Here is a 17211-nt window from a genome sequence, read left to right on the forward strand (position 1 = left end):
GATTGGCTGCGGTTTCCCCTGAGGCAATTTTTTGACTCGCGGAAAGCAGGCGCACGGGGGCCGCGCTCCAATTTTGGGCAGCTTGCCGGTGGCATGCACAAAAAACAGCCACCCCTCGCTGCGCTGCCGCATCGAGGGGTGGGCCGGAACAGCTCTGAGTCGGGGAGAACGGAGGCGCGGCTCAGCCGCCCGAGAGCGCCGGGAACCCGTCGAGCGCCTGCGGGTTGTCGAGCGCGCCGACATTCTTGACCTTGCGGCCATGCACCACGTCTTTCACCGCAAGCTCCGAGATCTTGCCGGACTTGGTGCGCGGAATGTCGGCCACTTCCAGGATTTCGGCGGGCACATGGCGCGGCGAGCTTCCGGCGCGGATGGCGGCCTTGATCCGGGCAATCAACGCACCGGTCAGGTTCTGCCCCGCCGCCATCACCACGAAGAGCACCACCCGCTGATCGCCATCGGAATCGACCCCGATCACGACGCTCTCGCGCAGTTCGGGAAACTTCTCGACCTCGGCATAGATCTCCGCCGTGCCGATCCGCACGCCACCGGGGTTGAGCGTGGCATCCGAGCGGCCATGGATCACGTAGCCGCCATGTTCGGTGCGCTCGGCATAATCGCCCTGGCACCAGATGCCCTCGAACAGCTCGAAATAGGCGCTGCGGTAGCGGCTGCCATCCTCGTCGCCCCAGAACCCGAGTGGCATCGACGGGAAGGCGGCGGTGCAGACAAGCTCGCCCTTTTCGCCCGGCGGGGCCGGGGTGTCGGGGGCCGACCAGACATCGACCGGCATGCCGAAGCCGCCGCCCTGGATTTCGCCCGCCCAGACCGGCGCGGTCGGGTCGCCGCCGACGAAGCACGACACGATGTCGGTGCCGCCGGAAATCGAGGCGAGATGCACATCCCGCTTCACCGCGTCGTAGATGAACTCGAAGCCATGCACGAGCAGCGGCGAACCGGTCGAGAAGACCGTGCGCAGGGCGGACAGGTCATGCTCCGCTTTTGGCTCGAAGCCCGATTTGCGCAGCGTGTCGATATACTTGGCGGAGGTGCCGAACTGGCTGAAGCGCTCTTCGGCGGCAAAATCCCACAGCACGCCGGGGCCGGGGGCAAACGGCGAGCCGTCGAACAGCATCAGCGTCGCACCGCGCGCGAGGCCCGACATCAGCCAGTTCCACATCATCCAGCCCAGCGTGGTGAAGTAGAACAGCCGGTCGCCCGGTTTCAGATCGCCATGCAGCGCGTGTTCCTTCAGATGCTGGAGCAGCACCCCGCCGGAGCGGTGCACGATACATTTCGGCGCGCCGGTCGTGCCGGAGGAAAACAGGATGTAGAGTGGATGGTCGAAGGGCACGCGGGTGAAGCGGAGCGGCGCCACCACCTCGCCCGCGGTGAAGCCATCCCAGCTTATGCCGCCGGGCAGCGTGGCCGCCACCGCTTCGGCCTCGCCGAGATAGTCGATCACAACCACCTGCTCGACGGAGGTCAGCCCGGCGCGGACCTCGGCGAGCTTCTCGGCGATCCCGATCCGTTTGCCGTTGTACCAGTAGCCATCGGTGGTGATGAGCAGCTTGGGCGCGATCTGGGCGAAGCGGTCCAGCACCGCACGGGTGCCGAAATCGGGCGAGGCGGAGGACCAGACCGCGCCGAGCGACACCACGGCCAGCATCGCCGCCACGCTCTCGGGACGGTTCGGCAAAAGCCCCGCCACCCGGTCGCCCTCACCCACCCCGGCTTTGGCGAGCGCCTGCTGCATCTTCGAGACCTGCGCCACCAACTCGCCCCAGCTCCAGCTCATCCGCGCCTTGTCTTCGCCCCGGAAGACAAGCGCCGGAATATCGTCATCGGCGGGCCGGGCAAGGCCCAGCAGGTTCTCGGCGAAGTTGAGCGAGGCGCCGGGGAAGAAACGCTCGCCCAGCATACCTTCGCCTGTGATCCAGGGGGCCTCGCCCTTGTCGCCGATCACGCCGAAAAAGTCCCAGATCGCCGACCAGAAATCCGCCCGGTTCGCCACCGACCAGTCGCGCAGCGCCGCGCCGGACGCCAGCGCCGTGCCGGCCCGCGCGTTCACGAAGGCGTTGAACCGCATGATCTCGCTGTCACGCAGACGCGCCTCGGACGGGGTCCAGATCGGGGTGGTCATCATGCGTCCTCCTTCGCTTGGCCGGTGGAGAGGTTCTTGCAGGTGGAGCGTGGCGGCGCAAGTTCGTCAGCCCGCGCGCCTTGCGCGGCGGCGGCTGGGTCACGCGCAGGCAAATCACCCCGCGCGACCGGGTGGCCGCGAAATGCCGTTTCAGGTGGCCGATCTGCGCCTGTGCCGCTCAGACCATGTGCGAAATGTGGAAGCGGCGAGTCCCCAACCGACTCGATTTGTTAAGAAATCAAGAAAAAAATCATTTCCGCTTTACAGGACTCCGGGAATGTCACACCATATTTCGTAGGGATATGGCGCGGGAGACGCCACACCCGGTAAAGGCACCAACCCCTAGTGTTTCCAGCTCTGCTAGGGTGGTTCGAGCAGAAAGGGACAGCCAATGGCGGCGACCGAGCACTATCTCGAAAGCGAAGACCTACACCCAATCGACATCGTTGAACATCTTGCCGAACACCACGACTGGGATTTCGACCGGGTGGCCGATGATCAGATTGCCATGGCCGTCGAAGGCCAGTGGCGCACCTATTCGATCACCCTTGCGTGGAGCCCGTTCGACGAGACGCTGCGGCTGATCTGCACCTTCGAGATGGAGCCGCCGGAAGACAAGCTTCCGCAAATCTACGAGGCGCTGAACCGCACCAACGACATGTGCTGGAACGGCGCTTTCACCTACTGGCACGAGCAGCGGCTGATGGTGTACCGCTATGGCCTCGTGCTCGCGGGCGGCCAGATGGCCGGCCCCGAACAAATCAACCGGCTGATCGGCTCCGCCGTGTCGAACGCCGAACGGTTTTACCCGGCCTTCCAGCTTGTCGCCTGGGGCGACCGCTCCGTTGAATCCGCGATGCAGGTGGCGATTGCCGAGGCATATGGCCGGGCCTGATTTTCCAAGTGGCGCCGCATGACACGCACGCCAATCTCCATGGCCCTCCCTTCGGGGAGGGCTTTTTCTTGCGGCCGCCGTCGCGGTGCATCCAAATCCACTTATCCGGATAACTGGCTTTCCGGATCAGAGATTTTCAATGAAGATCAAAGATCTGCAAGCAGACCCCGGCGAAATTTCAGATAGTGTTAACCTTGACCCCGCCCGGCCGGCCCAAGCGATTTCGCCGGTTTTATCCCGGTGGCGACGCGGCTAGGGTGACTGCAAAAAGGGAGACCGGCATGAACATGGACGATATCGCCGCGCGCGGCCTCGTGCTTCTTGGCTGCGGCAAGATGGGCTCGGCGATGCTTGCGGGCTGGCTCGGGCAGGGGCTGCCCCCGAGTGCCGCCTGGGTGATCGACCCGAACCCCTCCGACTGGCTCAAAAGCCTCGACGGGCTGCACATCAACGCCGGTCTGCCGGAGCGCCCGGCGATCGTGCTCATCGCGGTGAAGCCGCAGATGATGGGCGAGGCGCTGCCGGTGCTGGCGGCGCTGGGCGGTGGCGGCACGCTCTTCGTTTCGGTCGCGGCGGGCACGCCGATCGCGGCGTATGAGGCGGTGCTGGGCGCGGCCACACCGATCGTGCGCGCCATGCCCAACACCCCCGCCGCCGCGGGCCGGGGCATCACCGCGATCATCGGCAATGCCCATGCCGGCGCCGCCGATCTCGATCTGGCCGAGAGCCTGCTCGCTGCGGTCGGGCAGGTGGTGCGGCTGGAGGACGAGGCGCAGATGGATGCGGTCACCGCCGTCTCCGGCTCCGGCCCGGCTTACGTGTTTCATCTGATCGAAACGCTGGCGGCGGCGGGCGAGGCCGAGGGGCTTGCCCCCGATCTCGCCATGGCGCTCGCCAGGGCCACCGTCGCCGGGGCCGGCGCGCTTGCAGAGGCGGCCGATGAAAGCCCGGCGCAATTGCGCATCAACGTCACCTCGCCCGGCGGCACCACGCAGGCGGCGCTGGGCGTGCTGATGGATGAAGACACCGGCTTTCCCGCGCTCCTCAGGCGCGCTGTGAAAGCCGCCGCCGACCGCAGCCGGGAGCTCGGCAAATGAGCGGTGAGATCGGGTTTGACGACTTTCTGAAGGTCGATATTCGCAAGGGCACCGTGGTCGATGCCCAGCCCTTCCCCGAGGCGCGCAAGCCCGCGATCAAGCTCTGGGTCGATTACGGGCCGGAGATCGGGGTGAAGAAGTCCTCCGCCCAGATCACCGTGCATTACGAGCCCGAAGAGCTGATCGGCAAGCAGGTGCTCGGCGTGGTCAACTTTCCGCCGCGCCAGATCGGCAAGTTCATGTCCGAGGCGCTGGTGCTCGGCCTGCCCGACGAGAACGGCGAGGTGGTGTTGCTCACGCCCGACAAGAGCGTGCCCGATGGCGGGCGGATGTTCTGAATGAAGACCGTGCTGGTCACCCGCCCGCTGCCGCAGCCGGTCATCGCGGCGCTCGCTGCCGCCCATAAGGTGGCCGTGCGCGACGAGACCGGGCCGATGAGCGGTGACGAGATGGTCGCCGCGCTCCGGCGGTTCGATGCGATCCTGCCCACCATCGGCGATGCCTTCTCGGCGGAGATCTTCGCACAGGCCGGCCAGATCCGCACCCGGCTGCTGGCCAATTTCGGCGTTGGCTACAACCATATCGACGTTGCGGCGGCCAGCGCCCATGGCATCGCGGTCACCAACACCCCCGGCGTGCTCACCGACACCACCGCCGATCTGGCGCTCACCCTCATCCTGATGACGGCGCGGCGCGCGGGCGAGGGCGAGCGGCTGCTGCGCGCGGGCGGCTGGACGGGCTGGCACCCGACCCAGCTCATGGGCATGGATGTGTCGGGCAAGGTGCTGGGCATCGTCGGCATGGGCCGGATCGGCGAGGCTATCGCCCGGCGCGGGCATTTCGGCTTTGGCATGAAGGTGCTGTTTTACAACCGCTCGCCGAAAACGCCGGATCTCCCGGCGCGGCAGGTGGGCAGCCTTGCCGCGCTTGCCGCCGCCTGCGACGTGATGGTGGTGGCCGTGCCGGGCGGGGCCGAAACGCGCCATCTGATCGACGCCGATATCTTCGCGGCGATGAAGCCTACGGCGCTGTTCATCAACATTGCGCGCGGCGATGTGGTCGACGAGGCGGCGCTGATCGCGGCGCTTCAGGCAGGTGGGATCGCCGGGGCCGGGCTCGACGTATATGAGCGCGAGCCGGTGGTGCCCGAGGCGCTGACACGCATGGAAAACGTCACCCTCCTGCCGCATCTCGGCTCGGCCACGCTGGAGACGCGCACGGCGATGGGGATGCTGGCGGCGGATAACATTCTGGCCTTCTTCGCCGGTAAGCCGCTGCCCAGCCCGGTCTGATCCTGCTGTCTCAGCGCGCGCCGGGCCGGTCGCCCACCGCCTCGCGCCAATGTTTGCGGCAGAGGCTCACATAGGTCTCGTTGCCGCCGATCTGCACCTGGTCGCCGTCGAGCAGAACATTGCCCGCTTCGTCCTGGCGCACCACCATCGTGGCCTTCTTGCCGCAATGGCAGATCGTGCGCGCCTCGCGCATCTCGTCGGCCAGCGCCAGCAGCGTGGCCGAACCGGGAAACAGGTTGCCCTGAAAGTCCACCCGCAGCCCATAGGCCATCACCGGCACGCGCAGATCGTCCACCGCGCGGGCAAGCTGCCACACCTGTTGCGGGGTGAGAAACTGCGCCTCGTCGATGAACACGCAAGCCACCGGCCCCTCGGCCAGCCGCGCCTCGATCTTGGCGAACATGTCGTCGTCCGCGCCGAACGTATCGGCCGGGGTCTCGATGCCGATCCGGCTGCCGATCACCCCGTCGCCCGCCCGGTCGTCGAGCTTGGCGGTGATGAGATAGGTCTCCATCCCCCGCTCGCGGTAATTGTAGGACGCCTGCAGCAGCAGCGTCGATTTACCCGCATTCATCGTCGAATAATGGAAGTAGAGCTTGGCCATGCATTCCGTTAGCGCCCCGCTGCCGCGGGATCAAGACCGCGGGCGGAAGGCGAGCGGGGGAACGGGGTTGGCAAGACTACCAGAGGCCAGTGGGCGTTGCCGCCCTGGGGATGGAACAGACCTCGTGCACCTATAAGCGCCAACACTCCATTGCCGGCCAGAAACATGCCAACCCTGCCGCGGAAACGAGCGACAGACCCCCACCCGATCCGGCGCTGGGGGCGCCGGAAACTCGTGACATGGCCGCGACTGCGACCATGGAAATAAAGACATTCAATTAAAATTGAATTAATGGGAAAAGTGTGACGGATTTCCCCGCAACAATCGTACCGGGGCGGTTCGGGTAGAGAGGGATATGGGATGGCAGGTGTAGGCGACTACCTGAAGAAACACACGGAAACGCTGGTCAAGGATGTGGGCATCGAAGCCGCATGTTCGCTGACCGGAAAATCCAAAGCGACGCTGGGGCGGTATTACTCGGACTCAGAGGAACATGCGGGCCGCTTCATGCCGATCGACACGGTCGCCCAGCTTGAAGCGGCGGCGCGCTATCCGCATGTGACATCGGCGCTGGCCGAGGTGTCGGGCCACACCGTCAGCTCCGACGGCGACGGTCGCAACGCGCCCGGCGGCGGCGTCAATACCGATGTGATCGCGCTCAGCCAGAGATTCGCGATGCTGATGGCGGAGTACCAGCAGTCGATCCAGGACGGCGTCATCACCGTGAACGAGGCCAAGCGGCTTCTGCGCGAAACCCTGGCGCTGCAACAGGTGCTGGTCGACATGAAACTGCATCTGGAAAACGAGACGCATTGAGGCCGGTCAGCCCGCCGCCAATCTCCACAGGATCACGCCCCAGGCCACGCCCCCTGCAATCGCGGTGAGGGCGACGGCGGCCGAGCCTGCATCCTTGGCGCGGCGGGCAAGGGGATGTTCTTCCGTCGAGATGTAATCCACCGCGCGCTCCACGGCGGTGTTCATAAGCTCGGCGGCGAGCACGAGCAGGCCCAGCGGCAGGATCACCGCGCGCTCGCTGAAGCCGAGCGGCAGCAGCAGCGCGGCGAGCGTCGAGAGCGCGACGATACTCGTCCAGAACCGGAGTGACGGTTCGTGCGCCCAGGTGTCGCGCCAGCCGGCGAGCGACCAGACGCAACGGTTGACGAAGCGGCGCCATTCGCGCCGGGCCGCTTTCATGCAGGCGCCTCGCGGTGGGCAAGGTAATGGTCCACCGCCTCGGCCACCCGCCGAAACCGGTCGCCACCCAGATGGGTGCCGCCAAACCAGCGCGTCACCACCACCAGCTCGCCGCGCAGCCCCGCGCCTTCGAGCTTTTGCAGGATCACCGCGCCCGCGCCCGCCTCGCCGTCATCGCCCTTGGCCGGGCCGTCCGGCAGGAGCACCGCCCAGGAATTGTGGCTGGCTTTCGCGAATTTCTTGCGCCGGGTCAGCGCCTTGAGAAAGGCGCGCACGTCCTCACGGCCGGACACCGGCCCGCCCGACACCGCATAACGCGAGCCGCGATCGGTCAGAACGTTTTCGAAAACCTGCATTCGCCCTCCCGCCGTCACTATGGCCGCAAGCGGCGCGGCGAGGCAATCAGTAGCTGTCGCGCAGATGTTCGAGCAGCTTCTTGTTCATGCACAATTGCGGCGCTTCGTGGGTGCCCGCGCTGTGCTCTTCGAGCCAGAGCTCGCAGCCGCCCGGATCGGGGCATTCGGAGCAGCGCCTGACCGCGCGTTCGAGCTGGGCGCGGCTCAGCCGGGTCAGATCCACCTCCAGCTCCAGATCGAGGCCGAGCACATCGGCCATCCGGCCGAGCAGATATTCATGATAGGCGCGGTGTGCAACGTCGGGCATGACAACCTCCGCTGCCCAAAGAAAACGGGCAAATCCGTCAATTCCTTGATCCAGATCAAAACCCGCTTCCGTGGCGGCTTCCCGCCCGCGGATGCAGGCGCTAGGCTGGGGCCATGTTTACCATCGAACACGAATTCGACTCGACCGTGATCACCCTCGTTGACGAGGAGGCGCCGCATCTGCGCGAGGATGTGGTGATCAACGCCTTTGACGATTGCGTCACGCTGGAACAGCACGAACCGACGACCGACAGGCTGATGCGGGTCACCTTCTCGATGAGCCAGTTGCGCGACCTTGCGGCGGCGCTGGACCTGCCGGAAGGGGTGTACAAGCTGGTGCGCGAGGGCGGTGGAACGTAGCTCAGTCCAGCCGGAACACCTTGTCGCGCGACGTGGCGCCGCGGGTCAGGGTGAGGCGCGATTTGGGCACGCCGAGCGCCGTTGCCAGCAGCTTGACCACCGCCTTGTTGGCCTTGCCGTCTTCCGGCACCGTGGTCACGCTCACCCGCAGCCCGCCTTCCCCCTCGGTCACGGCGTTTTTTGCCGCTTTCGGGGTGACGCGCACGGCGATCTCGGCGCCGGGTTCGGCGAGGTGGGCAAGCGCTCCCTTTTTCATGCCGCGACCATGCCCAATGGGGGTTGCGGGCGCAAGCCGGGCCGGTCAGGGTGCGGCGCATGAGACGAACCGGCTTTTTCTCCGATGAGCGGTGCTTCTGGCATTCCGGCGGCAATTACGCGGGCATGGTCCCGGTGGGCGGGCTGGTGCAGCCCCTGGCGGCGGGCGGCCTGCCGGAAAACCCCGAGACGAAGCGCCGTCTGCGCAACCTCCTCGACGTGACCGGGCTGATCGCCGACCTCGTGCCGCAAGGCGCCGCGCCCGCCAGCCGCGACGATCTCGAACGGGTCCATCCGCCCGGCTATCTCGACGCCTTCAAGGCGGCCTCCGATGCCGGTGGCGGCGAGCTGGGCCTGCGCACTCCCTTTGGGCCGGGCGGCTACGAGATTGCCGCGCTCAGCGCCGGGCTGGCAAAAGCCGCGCTGTTCGCGGTGCTGAGGGGCGAGCTCGACAATGCCTATGCCCTGTCGCGCCCGCCCGGCCATCACGCGCTGCCGGACTTCCCCAATGGCTTCTGCCTGATCAACAACATCGCCGTCGCCATCCGCGCCGCGCAATCCGGGGGGCTGGCCAAACGCATCGCCGTGCTGGACTGGGACGTGCATCACGGCAACGGCACCGAGGCGGTGTTCTACGACGATCCGGACGTGCTCACCATCTCGATCCATCAGGAGCACAATTACCCGCTCGATACCGGCGAGATCGACAAGCGCGGCACCGGCGCCGGAGCGGGCGCCAACATGAATATTCCGCTGCCCCCCGGCGCGGGCCATGCCACCTGGCTCGAAGCGATGGAGCGGCTGGTGCTGCCCGCGATCCGCGCCCATGCGCCGGACGCGATCGTGGTGGCCAGCGGCTACGATGCCGCCGCCGCCGATCCGCTGGCCCATATGCTCGCCCATGCCGCCACCTTCCGCGCGATGACGCGGCAGGTGCGCGAGCTGGCCGATGAGCTGTGCGGCGGCAAGCTGGTAGCGGTGCATGAGGGCGGCTATTCCGAATGGTATGTGCCGTTCTGCGGCCATGCGGTGCTGGAAGAGCTGTCCGGCAGCGCGATCACCGCCCCCGATCCGATGGAAGCCACCTACACCACCCGCCAGCCCAACGCGCGGATGCAGGCGGTGTTTTCCGACATCATCGGCGACTATGCGGCCTTTTTCGCCACGCCCGCTTGATCTGATCCCCCCGCGCCCCGACATGAGGGGCGATGTAACGGAGAGTAACATGCCCGAGAAAAACCCGGCGGCGCTCGATTTTCTGCTCACCCGCCGCTCGCACCCGGCGAAGACCCTCACCACCCCGGTGCCGAGCCGCGATGAGTTGATGCCGATCCTCACCGCCGCCGCCCGCACGCCCGATCACGGCAAGCTGGAGCCCTGGCGCTTCCTGGTGCTGGAACGCGGCGCGCTGGAGCGGCTCGCCCATGAGGTGGAGTTGCGCGGCGCGGCGCGGGGCGAGGCGCCGGAACGGGTGCAGAAGGTCTACCGTCAGTTTGCCGATGCCCATCTCGTCGTCGCCGTGGTGCTCTCGCCCAAAGTATCGGAGAAGGTGCCGGAGATCGAACAGGTCTATTCCGCCGGCGCCGTCTGCCTTGCCATGCTCAATGCCGCGCTGGCCTCCGGCTGGGGGGCGAACTGGCTCTCCGGCTGGGCCTGCCATGACCGTGAATTCCTCGACGTGGCGCTGGGCCTCGCGCCGCAGGAGACGGTCGCCGGCTTCATCCATATCGGCACCGAAACCTCGCCGCCGCCCGAACGGCCGCGCCCGGATCTCGATGCCATCACCACATGGGTCAGCGCGTGATGCTCGGCGATTTTGCAAAAGCCCTCGGCCAGTTGACCGATCCGCGCTTCCGCCGGGTGCTGCTCATGGGCCTTGGCCTCACCATCGCGCTGCTGGCCGGCGCGACGGTGCTGTTTGGCTGGGTGGTCGGCCTGTTCGTGCCGGATGTGGTCACGCTGCCCTTCTTCGGCGAGGTCAGCTGGCTCGATTCGGTGGCAAGCTGGGCCACGGTGCTGTTGATGATCGTGCTCTCGGTGGTGCTGATGGTGCCCGTCGCCGCCGCCTTCACCGGCATCTTCCTCGATGACGTGGCCGAGGCGGTGGAGGAAAAGCACTATCCCGGCCTCACGCCGGTCGGCACCATCCCCCTGATGGATACGCTGCGCGACTCGATCTCGCTCATCGTTGTCACCATCGGCGTGAACCTTGTGGCGCTGATCCTGTTCTTCTTCGTCGGCCCGCTCGCGCCGGTGCTGTTCTGGGTGGTGAACGGCTATCTTCTGGGCCGTGAATTCTTCCAGTTGGCCGCCATGCGCCGCGAGGGGCGCGAGGGCGCCAATGCGCTGCGCAGCCGTCATGCGGGGCAGATCTGGGTGGCGGGCACGCTGATGGCGGTGCCGCTCTCGGTGCCGCTCGTGAACCTGCTGATCCCGATCCTCGGAGCGGCGACCTTCACGCATATGTATCACCGCCTCGCCGGGCGGTGATCGCAGGCGGCGCCGGGCGGGTGCTGCTAGTTCGGCACCCGCTCGCCGAGCACGCCGAGCCAGTCGAGATCCTCGACGGTGACCACATCCGACAGCACCAGCCAGGCGGCGATGCCCCAGAGCGGCACCGCCCAGAGCGTGGTGATCACCAGCGCGCGTTTGAGCCTGAAATCATGCGGAGCGCCTTCATGCGTGCCGGGCACCACATCGCCCACATCGCCCTGGGTGCGGGTCGAGACCTGGAGCACGATGAACAGCGCGAGAAACCAGATGACGACGAACAGGACGATCCCGCCGGTGATCGACATCAGACTTGCTCCAGTTCGATCAGGGTGCCGTTGAAATCCTTCGGATGCAGGAACAGCACAGGCTTTCCGTGCGCGCCGATCTTGGGTTCGCCGGTGCCGAGCACGCGCGCGCCCTGATCCTTCAGCTTGTCGCGCGCGGCAAGGATATCGTCGACCTCGTAGCAGACATGGTGGATGCCGCCCGAGGGGTTCTTGTCGAGAAAGCCCTGGATCGGCGAGCCTTCGCCGAGCGGGTAGAGCAGTTCGATCTTGGTGTTGGGCAGGGTGATGAAAACCACGGTGACGCCGTGATCGGGCTCGTCCTGCGGCGCGCCCACATCGGCGCCCAGCGTGTCGCGGTATTGCGCGGCAGCGGCTTCGAGGTCGGGCACTGCGATGGCAACGTGGTTGAGCCGTCCGATCATCCTGTCTCTCTCCCCTGACATTCTGGCCCGCTTATGCCCGTCCGCCGGGGGCGGCGCAATAGCGGGGCAGGGCGGCGTTAACCGGCTGTTAGGCAGTTTCGTGTTTGGCTCCGAAGCGAAAGGAGACCGCATATGAGCGATGACCCGCGCCGCTACCATCCTCACCGCGCCGCCACGGCGGATCGCCCGCTTCAGGGCATGACCGTGCTCGTGGTGGAAGACAGCCGCTTCGCCTCCGAGGCGATCCGGCTTTTATGCCAGCGTTCCGGCGCCCGTATCCGGCGGGCCGACACTCTGGCCGCCGCGCATCGGCACCTTGCCGTCTACCGGCCCAATATCGTGATCGCCGATATCGGCCTGCCCGACGGCACCGGCGCCGAGCTTCTCGCGGAACTGGCCGCCGCCGCGCCCCGGCTCGACGTGCTGATCGGGATGAGCGGCGATCCCGCGCTTGAGGCCACCGCCTTGGCCGCCGGGGCCGATGGCTTTCTCGCCAAGCCGGTGGAAAGCCTCGCGCTGTTTCAGCAGGCCATCCTTGCCCATCTGCCGGCGGGGGAGGGGCCACGCGGCCCGCGCGCCCTGCCGAACGAGACGGTGCGGCCGGACCGGCTGGCTTTGGAAGACGATCTTGTCCATGCCGCCGAGATCATCGGCGATGACCGGCGCCCGCTCGCATACGTGGCGCAGTTTCTCGGCGCGGTCGCCCGCAGCGCGCATGATACGGCACTGGAGGCGGCGGCCCGACGGCTGGCCGAGGCCGGGCCGGCCAGCGCGGAACGGGCCAGGATCGCCGGGCTGGTGAATGACAGGCTGGCAGGGCTGCGCGCCGGTTGACGCTCAGCCGCGCAGGGCCGGGTCTTCGGCAACGCGCACCAGCCGGGTGAGATCGCCCAGCCGCTCTTTCTGCCGGCCCTCAGCGTCGAAGTTCGAGGGGCTCAGCCAGGCGGTGAAGGCTTCTTTCAGCGCCGGCCATTCGCCGTCGATGGCCGCGAACCAGGCGGTGTCGCGGTTGCGCCCCTTCACCACCGCGGCCTGGCGAAAGATGCCCTCATAGCTCAGGCCCAGCCGCCCGGCGGCCCGGCGCGAGGGCAGGTTGCGGGCATCGCATTTCCACTCATAGCGGCGATAGCCCGCCTCGAAGGCCCATTGCATCATCAAAAACATCGCTTCGGTCGCGGCGCGGCTGCGTTGCAGGGCGGGCGCGAAATTGATGTGCCCCACCTCGATCGACCCGGCCTCGGGGCTGATGCGCAGATAGCTCGCCACCCCCTCCCAATGCCCGCTCTCGCGGTTGCGGATCGCGTAGAAAAACGGATCGTCCCCCGCCGAAACCTCGCGCACCCAGCGGTGATAGGACGAGGCCGAGGCGAAAGGGCCATAGGGCAGAAAATCCCAGATCGCGTCCGAGGCGATATTGGCCTTGAACAGCTCGGCGGCGTGGGTCTCGGCCCGCAGCGGCTGAAGCTCGGCATAGTGCCCGCGCAGGCTCGCCGCCCCGGGCCGGGGCGGCGCTGTCCAGCCGGGGATCCTGGCCCCGATATCCCTTGTTTCCCGCATGGTTACCCTTCGCTGTCACCTGTTTCCCTCTTACGTCGCGTTGCCACGCCCGTCACGGGAAATCCCCCAAAGGGGTCCGGTTCTGGCCCGCCCGTTCCGCAATCGCGCCCCATTTTCAGGGCAAAACTGGTCCACTGCGTTGTGCAGAAGTGAAAGCGCCGGCATTCCCCCGGCTCAAGTGGAGAGTGCGTATGTGGTTCAGATTTAACCGTTTTGCAAAGGCCGAGGACGGTAACGCCGTCATCGACTGGATTGTCCTGATGTCAGGCGTGGTCCTGATGGCGATCTCGGTTGTGATCACGATCACATCGAACGTACACACGATCACCGATGACACGATGGAACGTGTCGAGCAGATGGAAGATTTCCGTCCGGCCTGACCGGTACTTCCCAGTGGGCCGTTCCGGGGCGGTGCGCTTGGCAGAGCGCACCGCCATTTTCATTCCCGCGTCTAGGCTTCGGGTTCGATCACCCGCAAATGCAGATCGCGAAGCTGGGCGTTGTCGGGCACCGACGGGGCGCCCATCATCAGATCTTCCGCGCGCTGCGTCATCGGGAAGAGCATCACCTCGCGGATGTTCTCTTCCTCCGCCAGCAACATCACGATCCGGTCGATCCCCGCCGCGCAGCCGCCATGCGGGGGTGCGCCGAAATGGAAGGCGTTGACCATGCCGCCAAAGCGCCGACGCACCTCGTCCTCGCCATAGCCGGCGATCTCGAACGCCTTGAACATGATTTCGAGCTTGTGGTTGCGGATCGCGCCCGAAAGGATCTCGGCGCCGTTGCAGGCAAGGTCGTACTGGTAGCCGAGCACCGCCAGCGGATCGCCCTCCAGCGCCTCCATCCCGCCCTGCGGCATCGAGAACGGGTTATGCTCGAAGTCGATCTCGCCGCTCTCCTCGTCCTGCTCGAAGATCGGAAAATCCACGATCCAGGCAAAGGCGAAGCGGGCGCGCCAGGTCTCGTCTTCCGGGTCTTTCGGGGTCTCGGCCCAGATCACGTCGCGCGCCAGCCCGGCGACGCGCTGGAAGCTCTTGGGCTTGCCGCCAAGGAAGAAGGCGGCATCGCCGACGCCAAGGCCAAGCTGCTGGCGGATCGCTTCGGTGCGCTCGGGGCCGATATTCTTGGCGAGCGGGCCGGCGGCTTCCATGCCGTCGTCGCCATCGCGCCAGAAGATATACCCCATCCCCGGCAAGCCCTCTTTCTGGGCAAACGAGTTCATCCGGTCGCAGAATTTACGGCTGCCGCCCTTCGGCGCCGGGATGGCGCGCACCTCATTGCCCTCGGTCTCCAGCAGCTTGGCGAAGATCGCAAAGCCCGAGCCGCGGAAATGCTCGCTCACGTCCTGCATCTTGATCGGATTGCGCAGGTCGGGCTTGTCGGTGCCATACCACAAAGCCGAGTCGCGGTAGGAGATCAGCGGCCAGTCGGCATAGGCATCGACCTTGCGCGCGCCGGCGAATTCCTCGAACACGCCCTGCAGCACCGGCCCGACCGTGTCGAACACGTCCTGCTGCTCGACGAAGCTCATCTCCATGTCGAGCTGGTAGAAGTCGGTGGGCGAGCGGTCGGAGCGCGGGTCTTCGTCGCGGAAGCAGGGCGCGATCTGGAAATACTTGTCGAAGCCCGACACCATCAGAAGCTGTTTGAACTGCTGCGGCGCCTGCGGCAACGCGTAGAACTTGCCCGGATGCAGGCGGCTCGGCACCAGAAAGTCGCGCGCGCCCTCGGGGCTGGACGCGGTGATGATCGGCGTCTGGTATTCGCGGAAATCCCGCGCCCACATCCGCTTGCGCATCGAGGCAACGACATCGGAGCGCAGCTTCATGTTTTCCTGCATCTTCTCGCGGCGCAGGTCGAGGTAGCGGTATTTCAGCCGCGTCTCTTCGGGGTATTCCTGATCGCCGAACACCATCAGCGGCAGCTCGTCCGCCGCGCCCAGCACTTCCATGTCCTGAATGAACACTTCGATCTCGCCGGTGGGCAGCTTGTCGTTGACCAGGCTCTCGTCGCGCGCGAGCACCTTGCCGTCAATCCGGATCACCCATTCCGAGCGCACCTTTTCCACCTCGTTGAACACCGGGCTGTCGGGATCGGCGAGCACCTGGGTCACGCCGTAATGGTCGCGCAGGTCGATGAACAGCACGCCGCCATGATCGCGGACGCGATGGACCCAGCCCGACAGGCGAACGATATCGCCCACTTGTGTCTTGCGGAGGTCAGCGCAGGTGTGGCTGCGGAAGCTGTGCATGATCGTCCCCTGAGGTGCGTGTTTCATCCGCGCCGATACAGCCTGCGCTGGGCGGGAAGTCAAGCCCGCGACCCCGGCTCAGCGGTGGAATCGACAGCCTTGACAGGAAAAAATCCTTTACAGCGGCCCCCTGACCGAAACACAATTGTATGGAAAGGCATACCGATGGCGCTGCGCTACCCGGCGGGTGGGGCGGATGCCGCGGTGGAAGATTGGCGTAGGGGGTCGCCATGTGGACAACGTTACTCGACAAGTTGCTCGCGCATATCGTGCGGGCCGGCACACTCAGGCTGACCCTGCCTGACGGCACAACCCGAACCTACGGATCCGGCGCGCCGGAACTGGCGCTTACCGTGCGCGATCCGGCACTGGCTGCCCGGGTGATCGTCAACCCGTCGCTCGCGGTTGGCGAGGCGTATATGAACGAGGGGATCGAGATCGAAAACGACGATCTGCGCGCCTTCTTCCGCTTCATGATCCCCAATATCAACGCCGCCGGTTCGCCCTGGTTCCAGCGCCCGCTGGACGCAACGCGCCAGCTCGTGCGCCGGTTCCGCCAGTTCGCGCCGGTGGGCAAGGCGCAGGCCAATGTGGCCCATCACTACGATCTGTCGCGCGAGCTGTACGATCTCTTCCTGGATGAAGACCGGCAATATTCCTGCGCCTATTTCGCGCGGGACGGGATGACGCTGGAGGAAGCCCAGGCCGCCAAGAAGCACCATATCGCCCGCAAGCTGCAGATCGAGCCGGGGATGCGCGTGCTCGATATCGGCTGCGGCTGGGGCGGCATGGGGCTGACGCTGGCGCGCGATTACGGCGCCGAGGTGGTGGGGGTGACGCTCTCGAAGGAGCAGCACGCGCTGGCGATGGGCCGGGTGCGCGCGGCGGGGCTTGAGGGCAAGGTCGATTTCCGCCTGACCGATTACCGCAACGTAACCGAAACGTTTGACCGGATCGTCTCGGTCGGCATGTTCGAACATGTCGGCGTGCCGCATTACAACGAGTATTTCAGCTTCGTGAACAACGCGCTGAAGGAAGACGGGCTCGCCCTGATCCACACCATCGGCCATGTCGGCCCGGCGAACGAGGCCGATAGCTGGATCACCAAATATATCTTCCCCGGCGGCTACACCCCGGCGCTGAGCGAGATGCAGAAGGCGATCGACAAGCAATGCCTGGTGACCTGCGATGTCGAGGCGCTGCGTATCCACTATGCCAAGACGCTCGGCGCCTGGCACGATCGCTTCATGGCCCATGTCGACAAGGCCCGTATGCTTTATGACGAGCGCTTCGTGCGGATGTGGCGCTGGTATCTGCTGTCGATGGAGGCATCGTTTTCGGTGGGCACGCTGCTGGTCTATCAGGTGCAGCTCGGCAAACAGCTCGACGCCGCGCCGATCACCCGCGATTATCTGTATGAGGCCGAGATGGTCCGGGCTGAAGCGGCGCAATAGCGGATCCGGTGGCGGCTGTTCGGTGCGGGCGCCGGCATGGCGGGGTCGGCTGGTGAGCGATGCGTTAACCCGAGGACCGGGAGAGCGGCGATTGCGCCATAATGCATTGACCTTTCGGCGGAACGGCTGAGGCCCGGACTCCGGAAATCCGGATTTCCGGAGTCACCGCCGCCGCGATCCCGCCCCGCCCGGTCCGACCGCCGCCCGCCTGCCGCAGATCAAGCCTTGCGCCCAACGCCTCAATC

Annotated in this window: 22 protein-coding genes; 12 read left to right on the forward strand and 10 right to left on the reverse strand. The window is 66.2% G+C overall.

The genetic code is table 11. The features are described from left to right. Positions 1 to 181 precede the first annotated feature (181 nt). On the reverse strand, positions 182 to 2143 hold the full coding sequence (locus tag QMG28_RS03785; RefSeq protein WP_281840822.1) for an acetoacetate--CoA ligase: 1962 nt from the start codon (positions 2141 to 2143) through the stop codon (positions 182 to 184). 391 nt (positions 2144 to 2534) lie between these two features. Between QMG28_RS03785 and QMG28_RS03790 the strand changes: the two genes are divergently transcribed. The 4 genes from QMG28_RS03790 to QMG28_RS03805 all read left to right on the forward strand — a co-directional run bounded on the left by QMG28_RS03790 (position 2535) and on the right by QMG28_RS03805 (position 5427). Further along, complete coding sequence (locus tag QMG28_RS03790) at positions 2535 to 3038, forward strand: type III secretion system chaperone family protein (RefSeq protein WP_281840823.1); 504 nt, start codon at positions 2535 to 2537, stop codon at positions 3036 to 3038. A 281-nt stretch (positions 3039 to 3319) separates the two neighbouring features. Continuing rightward, a complete protein-coding gene (proC, locus tag QMG28_RS03795) occupies positions 3320 to 4135 on the forward strand; it encodes a pyrroline-5-carboxylate reductase (RefSeq protein WP_281840824.1) in 816 nt (271 codons plus the stop codon). After that, a complete protein-coding gene (locus QMG28_RS03800; RefSeq protein WP_281840825.1) occupies positions 4132 to 4473 on the forward strand; it encodes a tRNA-binding protein in 342 nt (113 codons plus the stop codon). Before proC ends, QMG28_RS03800 begins: the two co-directional genes overlap by 4 nt. Next, complete coding sequence (locus QMG28_RS03805) at positions 4474 to 5427, forward strand: 2-hydroxyacid dehydrogenase (RefSeq protein WP_281840826.1); 954 nt, start codon at positions 4474 to 4476, stop codon at positions 5425 to 5427. It abuts the gene before it with no gap. Positions 5428 to 5437: 10 nt separating this feature from the next. Here QMG28_RS03805 and QMG28_RS03810 read toward each other — a convergent pair whose 3' ends face one another. Then, on the reverse strand, positions 5438 to 6031 hold the full coding sequence (locus QMG28_RS03810; RefSeq protein ID WP_281840827.1) for a thymidine kinase: 594 nt from the start codon (positions 6029 to 6031) through the stop codon (positions 5438 to 5440). 360 nt (positions 6032 to 6391) lie between these two features. On the opposite strand from QMG28_RS03810, the gene QMG28_RS03815 reads away from it, so the two are divergent. Next, on the forward strand, positions 6392 to 6847 hold the full coding sequence (locus tag QMG28_RS03815) for a hypothetical protein (protein WP_281840828.1): 456 nt from the start codon (positions 6392 to 6394) through the stop codon (positions 6845 to 6847). Between the two features lie 6 nt (positions 6848 to 6853). Here the strand turns inward: QMG28_RS03815 and QMG28_RS03820 are convergent, their stop codons facing one another. Genes QMG28_RS03820 through QMG28_RS03830 form a run of 3 tightly spaced genes read right to left on the reverse strand, consistent with a single transcriptional unit; the run spans position 6854 to position 7888 of the window. Further along, positions 6854 to 7225: a diacylglycerol kinase gene (locus QMG28_RS03820; RefSeq protein ID WP_281840829.1), complete on the reverse strand. Its 372-nt coding sequence runs from the start codon at positions 7223 to 7225 to the stop codon at positions 6854 to 6856. Next, on the reverse strand, positions 7222 to 7581 hold the full coding sequence (locus QMG28_RS03825) for a YigZ family protein (protein WP_281840830.1): 360 nt from the start codon (positions 7579 to 7581) through the stop codon (positions 7222 to 7224). Before QMG28_RS03825 ends, QMG28_RS03820 begins: the two co-directional genes overlap by 4 nt. Positions 7582 to 7627: 46 nt before the next feature. Beyond that, the gene (locus tag QMG28_RS03830) at positions 7628 to 7888 is read right to left on the reverse strand and encodes a DUF6455 family protein (RefSeq protein WP_281840831.1); all 261 of its coding nucleotides are present in this window, start codon (positions 7886 to 7888) and stop codon (positions 7628 to 7630) included. A gap of 113 nt (positions 7889 to 8001) precedes the next feature. On the opposite strand from QMG28_RS03830, the gene QMG28_RS03835 reads away from it, so the two are divergent. After that, on the forward strand, positions 8002 to 8247 hold the full coding sequence (locus QMG28_RS03835) for a DUF8831 family protein (protein ID WP_281840832.1): 246 nt from the start codon (positions 8002 to 8004) through the stop codon (positions 8245 to 8247). A gap of 1 nt (position 8248) precedes the next feature. Here the strand turns inward: QMG28_RS03835 and QMG28_RS03840 are convergent, their stop codons facing one another. Beyond that, the gene (locus QMG28_RS03840; RefSeq protein ID WP_281840833.1) at positions 8249 to 8503 is read right to left on the reverse strand and encodes a DUF167 domain-containing protein; all 255 of its coding nucleotides are present in this window, start codon (positions 8501 to 8503) and stop codon (positions 8249 to 8251) included. Positions 8504 to 8562: 59 nt separating this feature from the next. On the opposite strand from QMG28_RS03840, the gene QMG28_RS03845 reads away from it, so the two are divergent. From QMG28_RS03845 to QMG28_RS03855, 3 genes are read left to right on the forward strand one after another with little or no spacing between them, the layout of a single operon-like run. Beyond that, on the forward strand, positions 8563 to 9678 hold the full coding sequence (locus tag QMG28_RS03845) for a class II histone deacetylase (protein WP_281840834.1): 1116 nt from the start codon (positions 8563 to 8565) through the stop codon (positions 9676 to 9678). A gap of 49 nt (positions 9679 to 9727) precedes the next feature. Further along, positions 9728 to 10306, forward strand: a complete 579-nt coding sequence (locus QMG28_RS03850) for a nitroreductase family protein (protein ID WP_281840835.1) — start codon at positions 9728 to 9730, stop codon at positions 10304 to 10306. Continuing rightward, positions 10306 to 10992, forward strand: a complete 687-nt coding sequence (locus QMG28_RS03855; protein WP_281841062.1) for an EI24 domain-containing protein — start codon at positions 10306 to 10308, stop codon at positions 10990 to 10992. Before QMG28_RS03850 ends, QMG28_RS03855 begins: the two co-directional genes overlap by 1 nt. A gap of 26 nt (positions 10993 to 11018) precedes the next feature. On the opposite strand, the gene QMG28_RS03860 is transcribed toward QMG28_RS03855, so the two are convergent. Next, a complete protein-coding gene (locus QMG28_RS03860; RefSeq protein WP_281840836.1) occupies positions 11019 to 11300 on the reverse strand; it encodes a DUF1467 family protein in 282 nt (93 codons plus the stop codon). After that, on the reverse strand, positions 11300 to 11704 hold the full coding sequence (gene mce / locus QMG28_RS03865) for a methylmalonyl-CoA epimerase (protein ID WP_281840837.1): 405 nt from the start codon (positions 11702 to 11704) through the stop codon (positions 11300 to 11302). The genes QMG28_RS03860 and mce overlap by 1 nt, the downstream gene beginning before the upstream one ends. A 132-nt stretch (positions 11705 to 11836) precedes the next feature. Here mce and QMG28_RS03870 point away from each other — a divergent pair, with 132 nt between their 5' ends. Beyond that, positions 11837 to 12538, forward strand: coding sequence for a response regulator (locus tag QMG28_RS03870; RefSeq protein ID WP_281840838.1), 702 nt, complete (start codon positions 11837 to 11839; stop codon positions 12536 to 12538). Positions 12539 to 12541: 3 nt separating this feature from the next. On the opposite strand, the gene QMG28_RS03875 is transcribed toward QMG28_RS03870, so the two are convergent. After that, entirely contained in the window at positions 12542 to 13261 is a 720-nt protein-coding gene (locus tag QMG28_RS03875; RefSeq protein ID WP_281840839.1) for a GNAT family N-acetyltransferase, read from the reverse strand. 191 nt (positions 13262 to 13452) lie between these two features. Here QMG28_RS03875 and QMG28_RS03880 point away from each other — a divergent pair, with 191 nt between their 5' ends. Next, the gene (locus tag QMG28_RS03880) at positions 13453 to 13641 is read left to right on the forward strand and encodes a hypothetical protein (protein ID WP_281840840.1); all 189 of its coding nucleotides are present in this window, start codon (positions 13453 to 13455) and stop codon (positions 13639 to 13641) included. A 71-nt stretch (positions 13642 to 13712) separates the two neighbouring features. On the opposite strand, the gene aspS is transcribed toward QMG28_RS03880, so the two are convergent. After that, the gene (gene aspS / locus QMG28_RS03885; protein WP_281841063.1) at positions 13713 to 15512 is read right to left on the reverse strand and encodes an aspartate--tRNA ligase; all 1800 of its coding nucleotides are present in this window, start codon (positions 15510 to 15512) and stop codon (positions 13713 to 13715) included. 230 nt (positions 15513 to 15742) lie between these two features. Between aspS and QMG28_RS03890 the strand changes: the two genes are divergently transcribed. After that, the gene (locus QMG28_RS03890; protein ID WP_281840841.1) at positions 15743 to 16966 is read left to right on the forward strand and encodes an SAM-dependent methyltransferase; all 1224 of its coding nucleotides are present in this window, start codon (positions 15743 to 15745) and stop codon (positions 16964 to 16966) included. Positions 16967 to 17211: the final 245 nt, after the last annotated feature.

The organism is Sinisalibacter aestuarii, assembly GCF_027923545.1.
GTDB classification, from domain to species: Bacteria; Pseudomonadota; Alphaproteobacteria; order Rhodobacterales; family Rhodobacteraceae; genus Sinisalibacter; species Sinisalibacter aestuarii.

What these genes read in the sequence shown, in the direction of transcription:
- proC (WP_281840824.1), top strand. Translation starts at nt 3,320, where the DNA reads ATGAACATGGACGATATCGCCGCGCGCGGCCTCGTGCTTCTTGGCTGC.
- mce (WP_281840837.1), bottom strand. Translation starts at nt 11,704, where the DNA reads ATGATCGGACGGCTCAACCACGTTGCCATCGCAGTGCCCGACCTCGAA.
- QMG28_RS03890 (WP_281840841.1), top strand. Translation starts at nt 15,743, where the DNA reads ATGTGGACAACGTTACTCGACAAGTTGCTCGCGCATATCGTGCGGGCC.
- QMG28_RS03880 (WP_281840840.1), top strand. Translation starts at nt 13,453, where the DNA reads ATGTGGTTCAGATTTAACCGTTTTGCAAAGGCCGAGGACGGTAACGCC.
- QMG28_RS03810 (WP_281840827.1), bottom strand. Translation starts at nt 6,031, where the DNA reads ATGGCCAAGCTCTACTTCCATTATTCGACGATGAATGCGGGTAAATCG.
- QMG28_RS03860 (WP_281840836.1), bottom strand. Translation starts at nt 11,300, where the DNA reads ATGTCGATCACCGGCGGGATCGTCCTGTTCGTCGTCATCTGGTTTCTC.
- QMG28_RS03825 (WP_281840830.1), bottom strand. Translation starts at nt 7,581, where the DNA reads ATGCAGGTTTTCGAAAACGTTCTGACCGATCGCGGCTCGCGTTATGCG.
- QMG28_RS03815 (WP_281840828.1), top strand. Translation starts at nt 6,392, where the DNA reads ATGGCAGGTGTAGGCGACTACCTGAAGAAACACACGGAAACGCTGGTC.
- QMG28_RS03805 (WP_281840826.1), top strand. Translation starts at nt 4,474, where the DNA reads ATGAAGACCGTGCTGGTCACCCGCCCGCTGCCGCAGCCGGTCATCGCG.
- QMG28_RS03790 (WP_281840823.1), top strand. Translation starts at nt 2,535, where the DNA reads ATGGCGGCGACCGAGCACTATCTCGAAAGCGAAGACCTACACCCAATC.
- QMG28_RS03800 (WP_281840825.1), top strand. Translation starts at nt 4,132, where the DNA reads ATGAGCGGTGAGATCGGGTTTGACGACTTTCTGAAGGTCGATATTCGC.
- QMG28_RS03830 (WP_281840831.1), bottom strand. Translation starts at nt 7,888, where the DNA reads ATGCCCGACGTTGCACACCGCGCCTATCATGAATATCTGCTCGGCCGG.
- QMG28_RS03855 (WP_281841062.1), top strand. Translation starts at nt 10,306, where the DNA reads ATGCTCGGCGATTTTGCAAAAGCCCTCGGCCAGTTGACCGATCCGCGC.
- QMG28_RS03875 (WP_281840839.1), bottom strand. Translation starts at nt 13,261, where the DNA reads ATGCGGGAAACAAGGGATATCGGGGCCAGGATCCCCGGCTGGACAGCG.
- QMG28_RS03845 (WP_281840834.1), top strand. Translation starts at nt 8,563, where the DNA reads ATGAGACGAACCGGCTTTTTCTCCGATGAGCGGTGCTTCTGGCATTCC.
- QMG28_RS03835 (WP_281840832.1), top strand. Translation starts at nt 8,002, where the DNA reads ATGTTTACCATCGAACACGAATTCGACTCGACCGTGATCACCCTCGTT.
- QMG28_RS03840 (WP_281840833.1), bottom strand. Translation starts at nt 8,503, where the DNA reads ATGAAAAAGGGAGCGCTTGCCCACCTCGCCGAACCCGGCGCCGAGATC.
- QMG28_RS03820 (WP_281840829.1), bottom strand. Translation starts at nt 7,225, where the DNA reads ATGAAAGCGGCCCGGCGCGAATGGCGCCGCTTCGTCAACCGTTGCGTC.
- aspS (WP_281841063.1), bottom strand. Translation starts at nt 15,512, where the DNA reads ATGCACAGCTTCCGCAGCCACACCTGCGCTGACCTCCGCAAGACACAA.
- QMG28_RS03785 (WP_281840822.1), bottom strand. Translation starts at nt 2,143, where the DNA reads ATGACCACCCCGATCTGGACCCCGTCCGAGGCGCGTCTGCGTGACAGC.
- QMG28_RS03850 (WP_281840835.1), top strand. Translation starts at nt 9,728, where the DNA reads ATGCCCGAGAAAAACCCGGCGGCGCTCGATTTTCTGCTCACCCGCCGC.
- QMG28_RS03870 (WP_281840838.1), top strand. Translation starts at nt 11,837, where the DNA reads ATGAGCGATGACCCGCGCCGCTACCATCCTCACCGCGCCGCCACGGCG.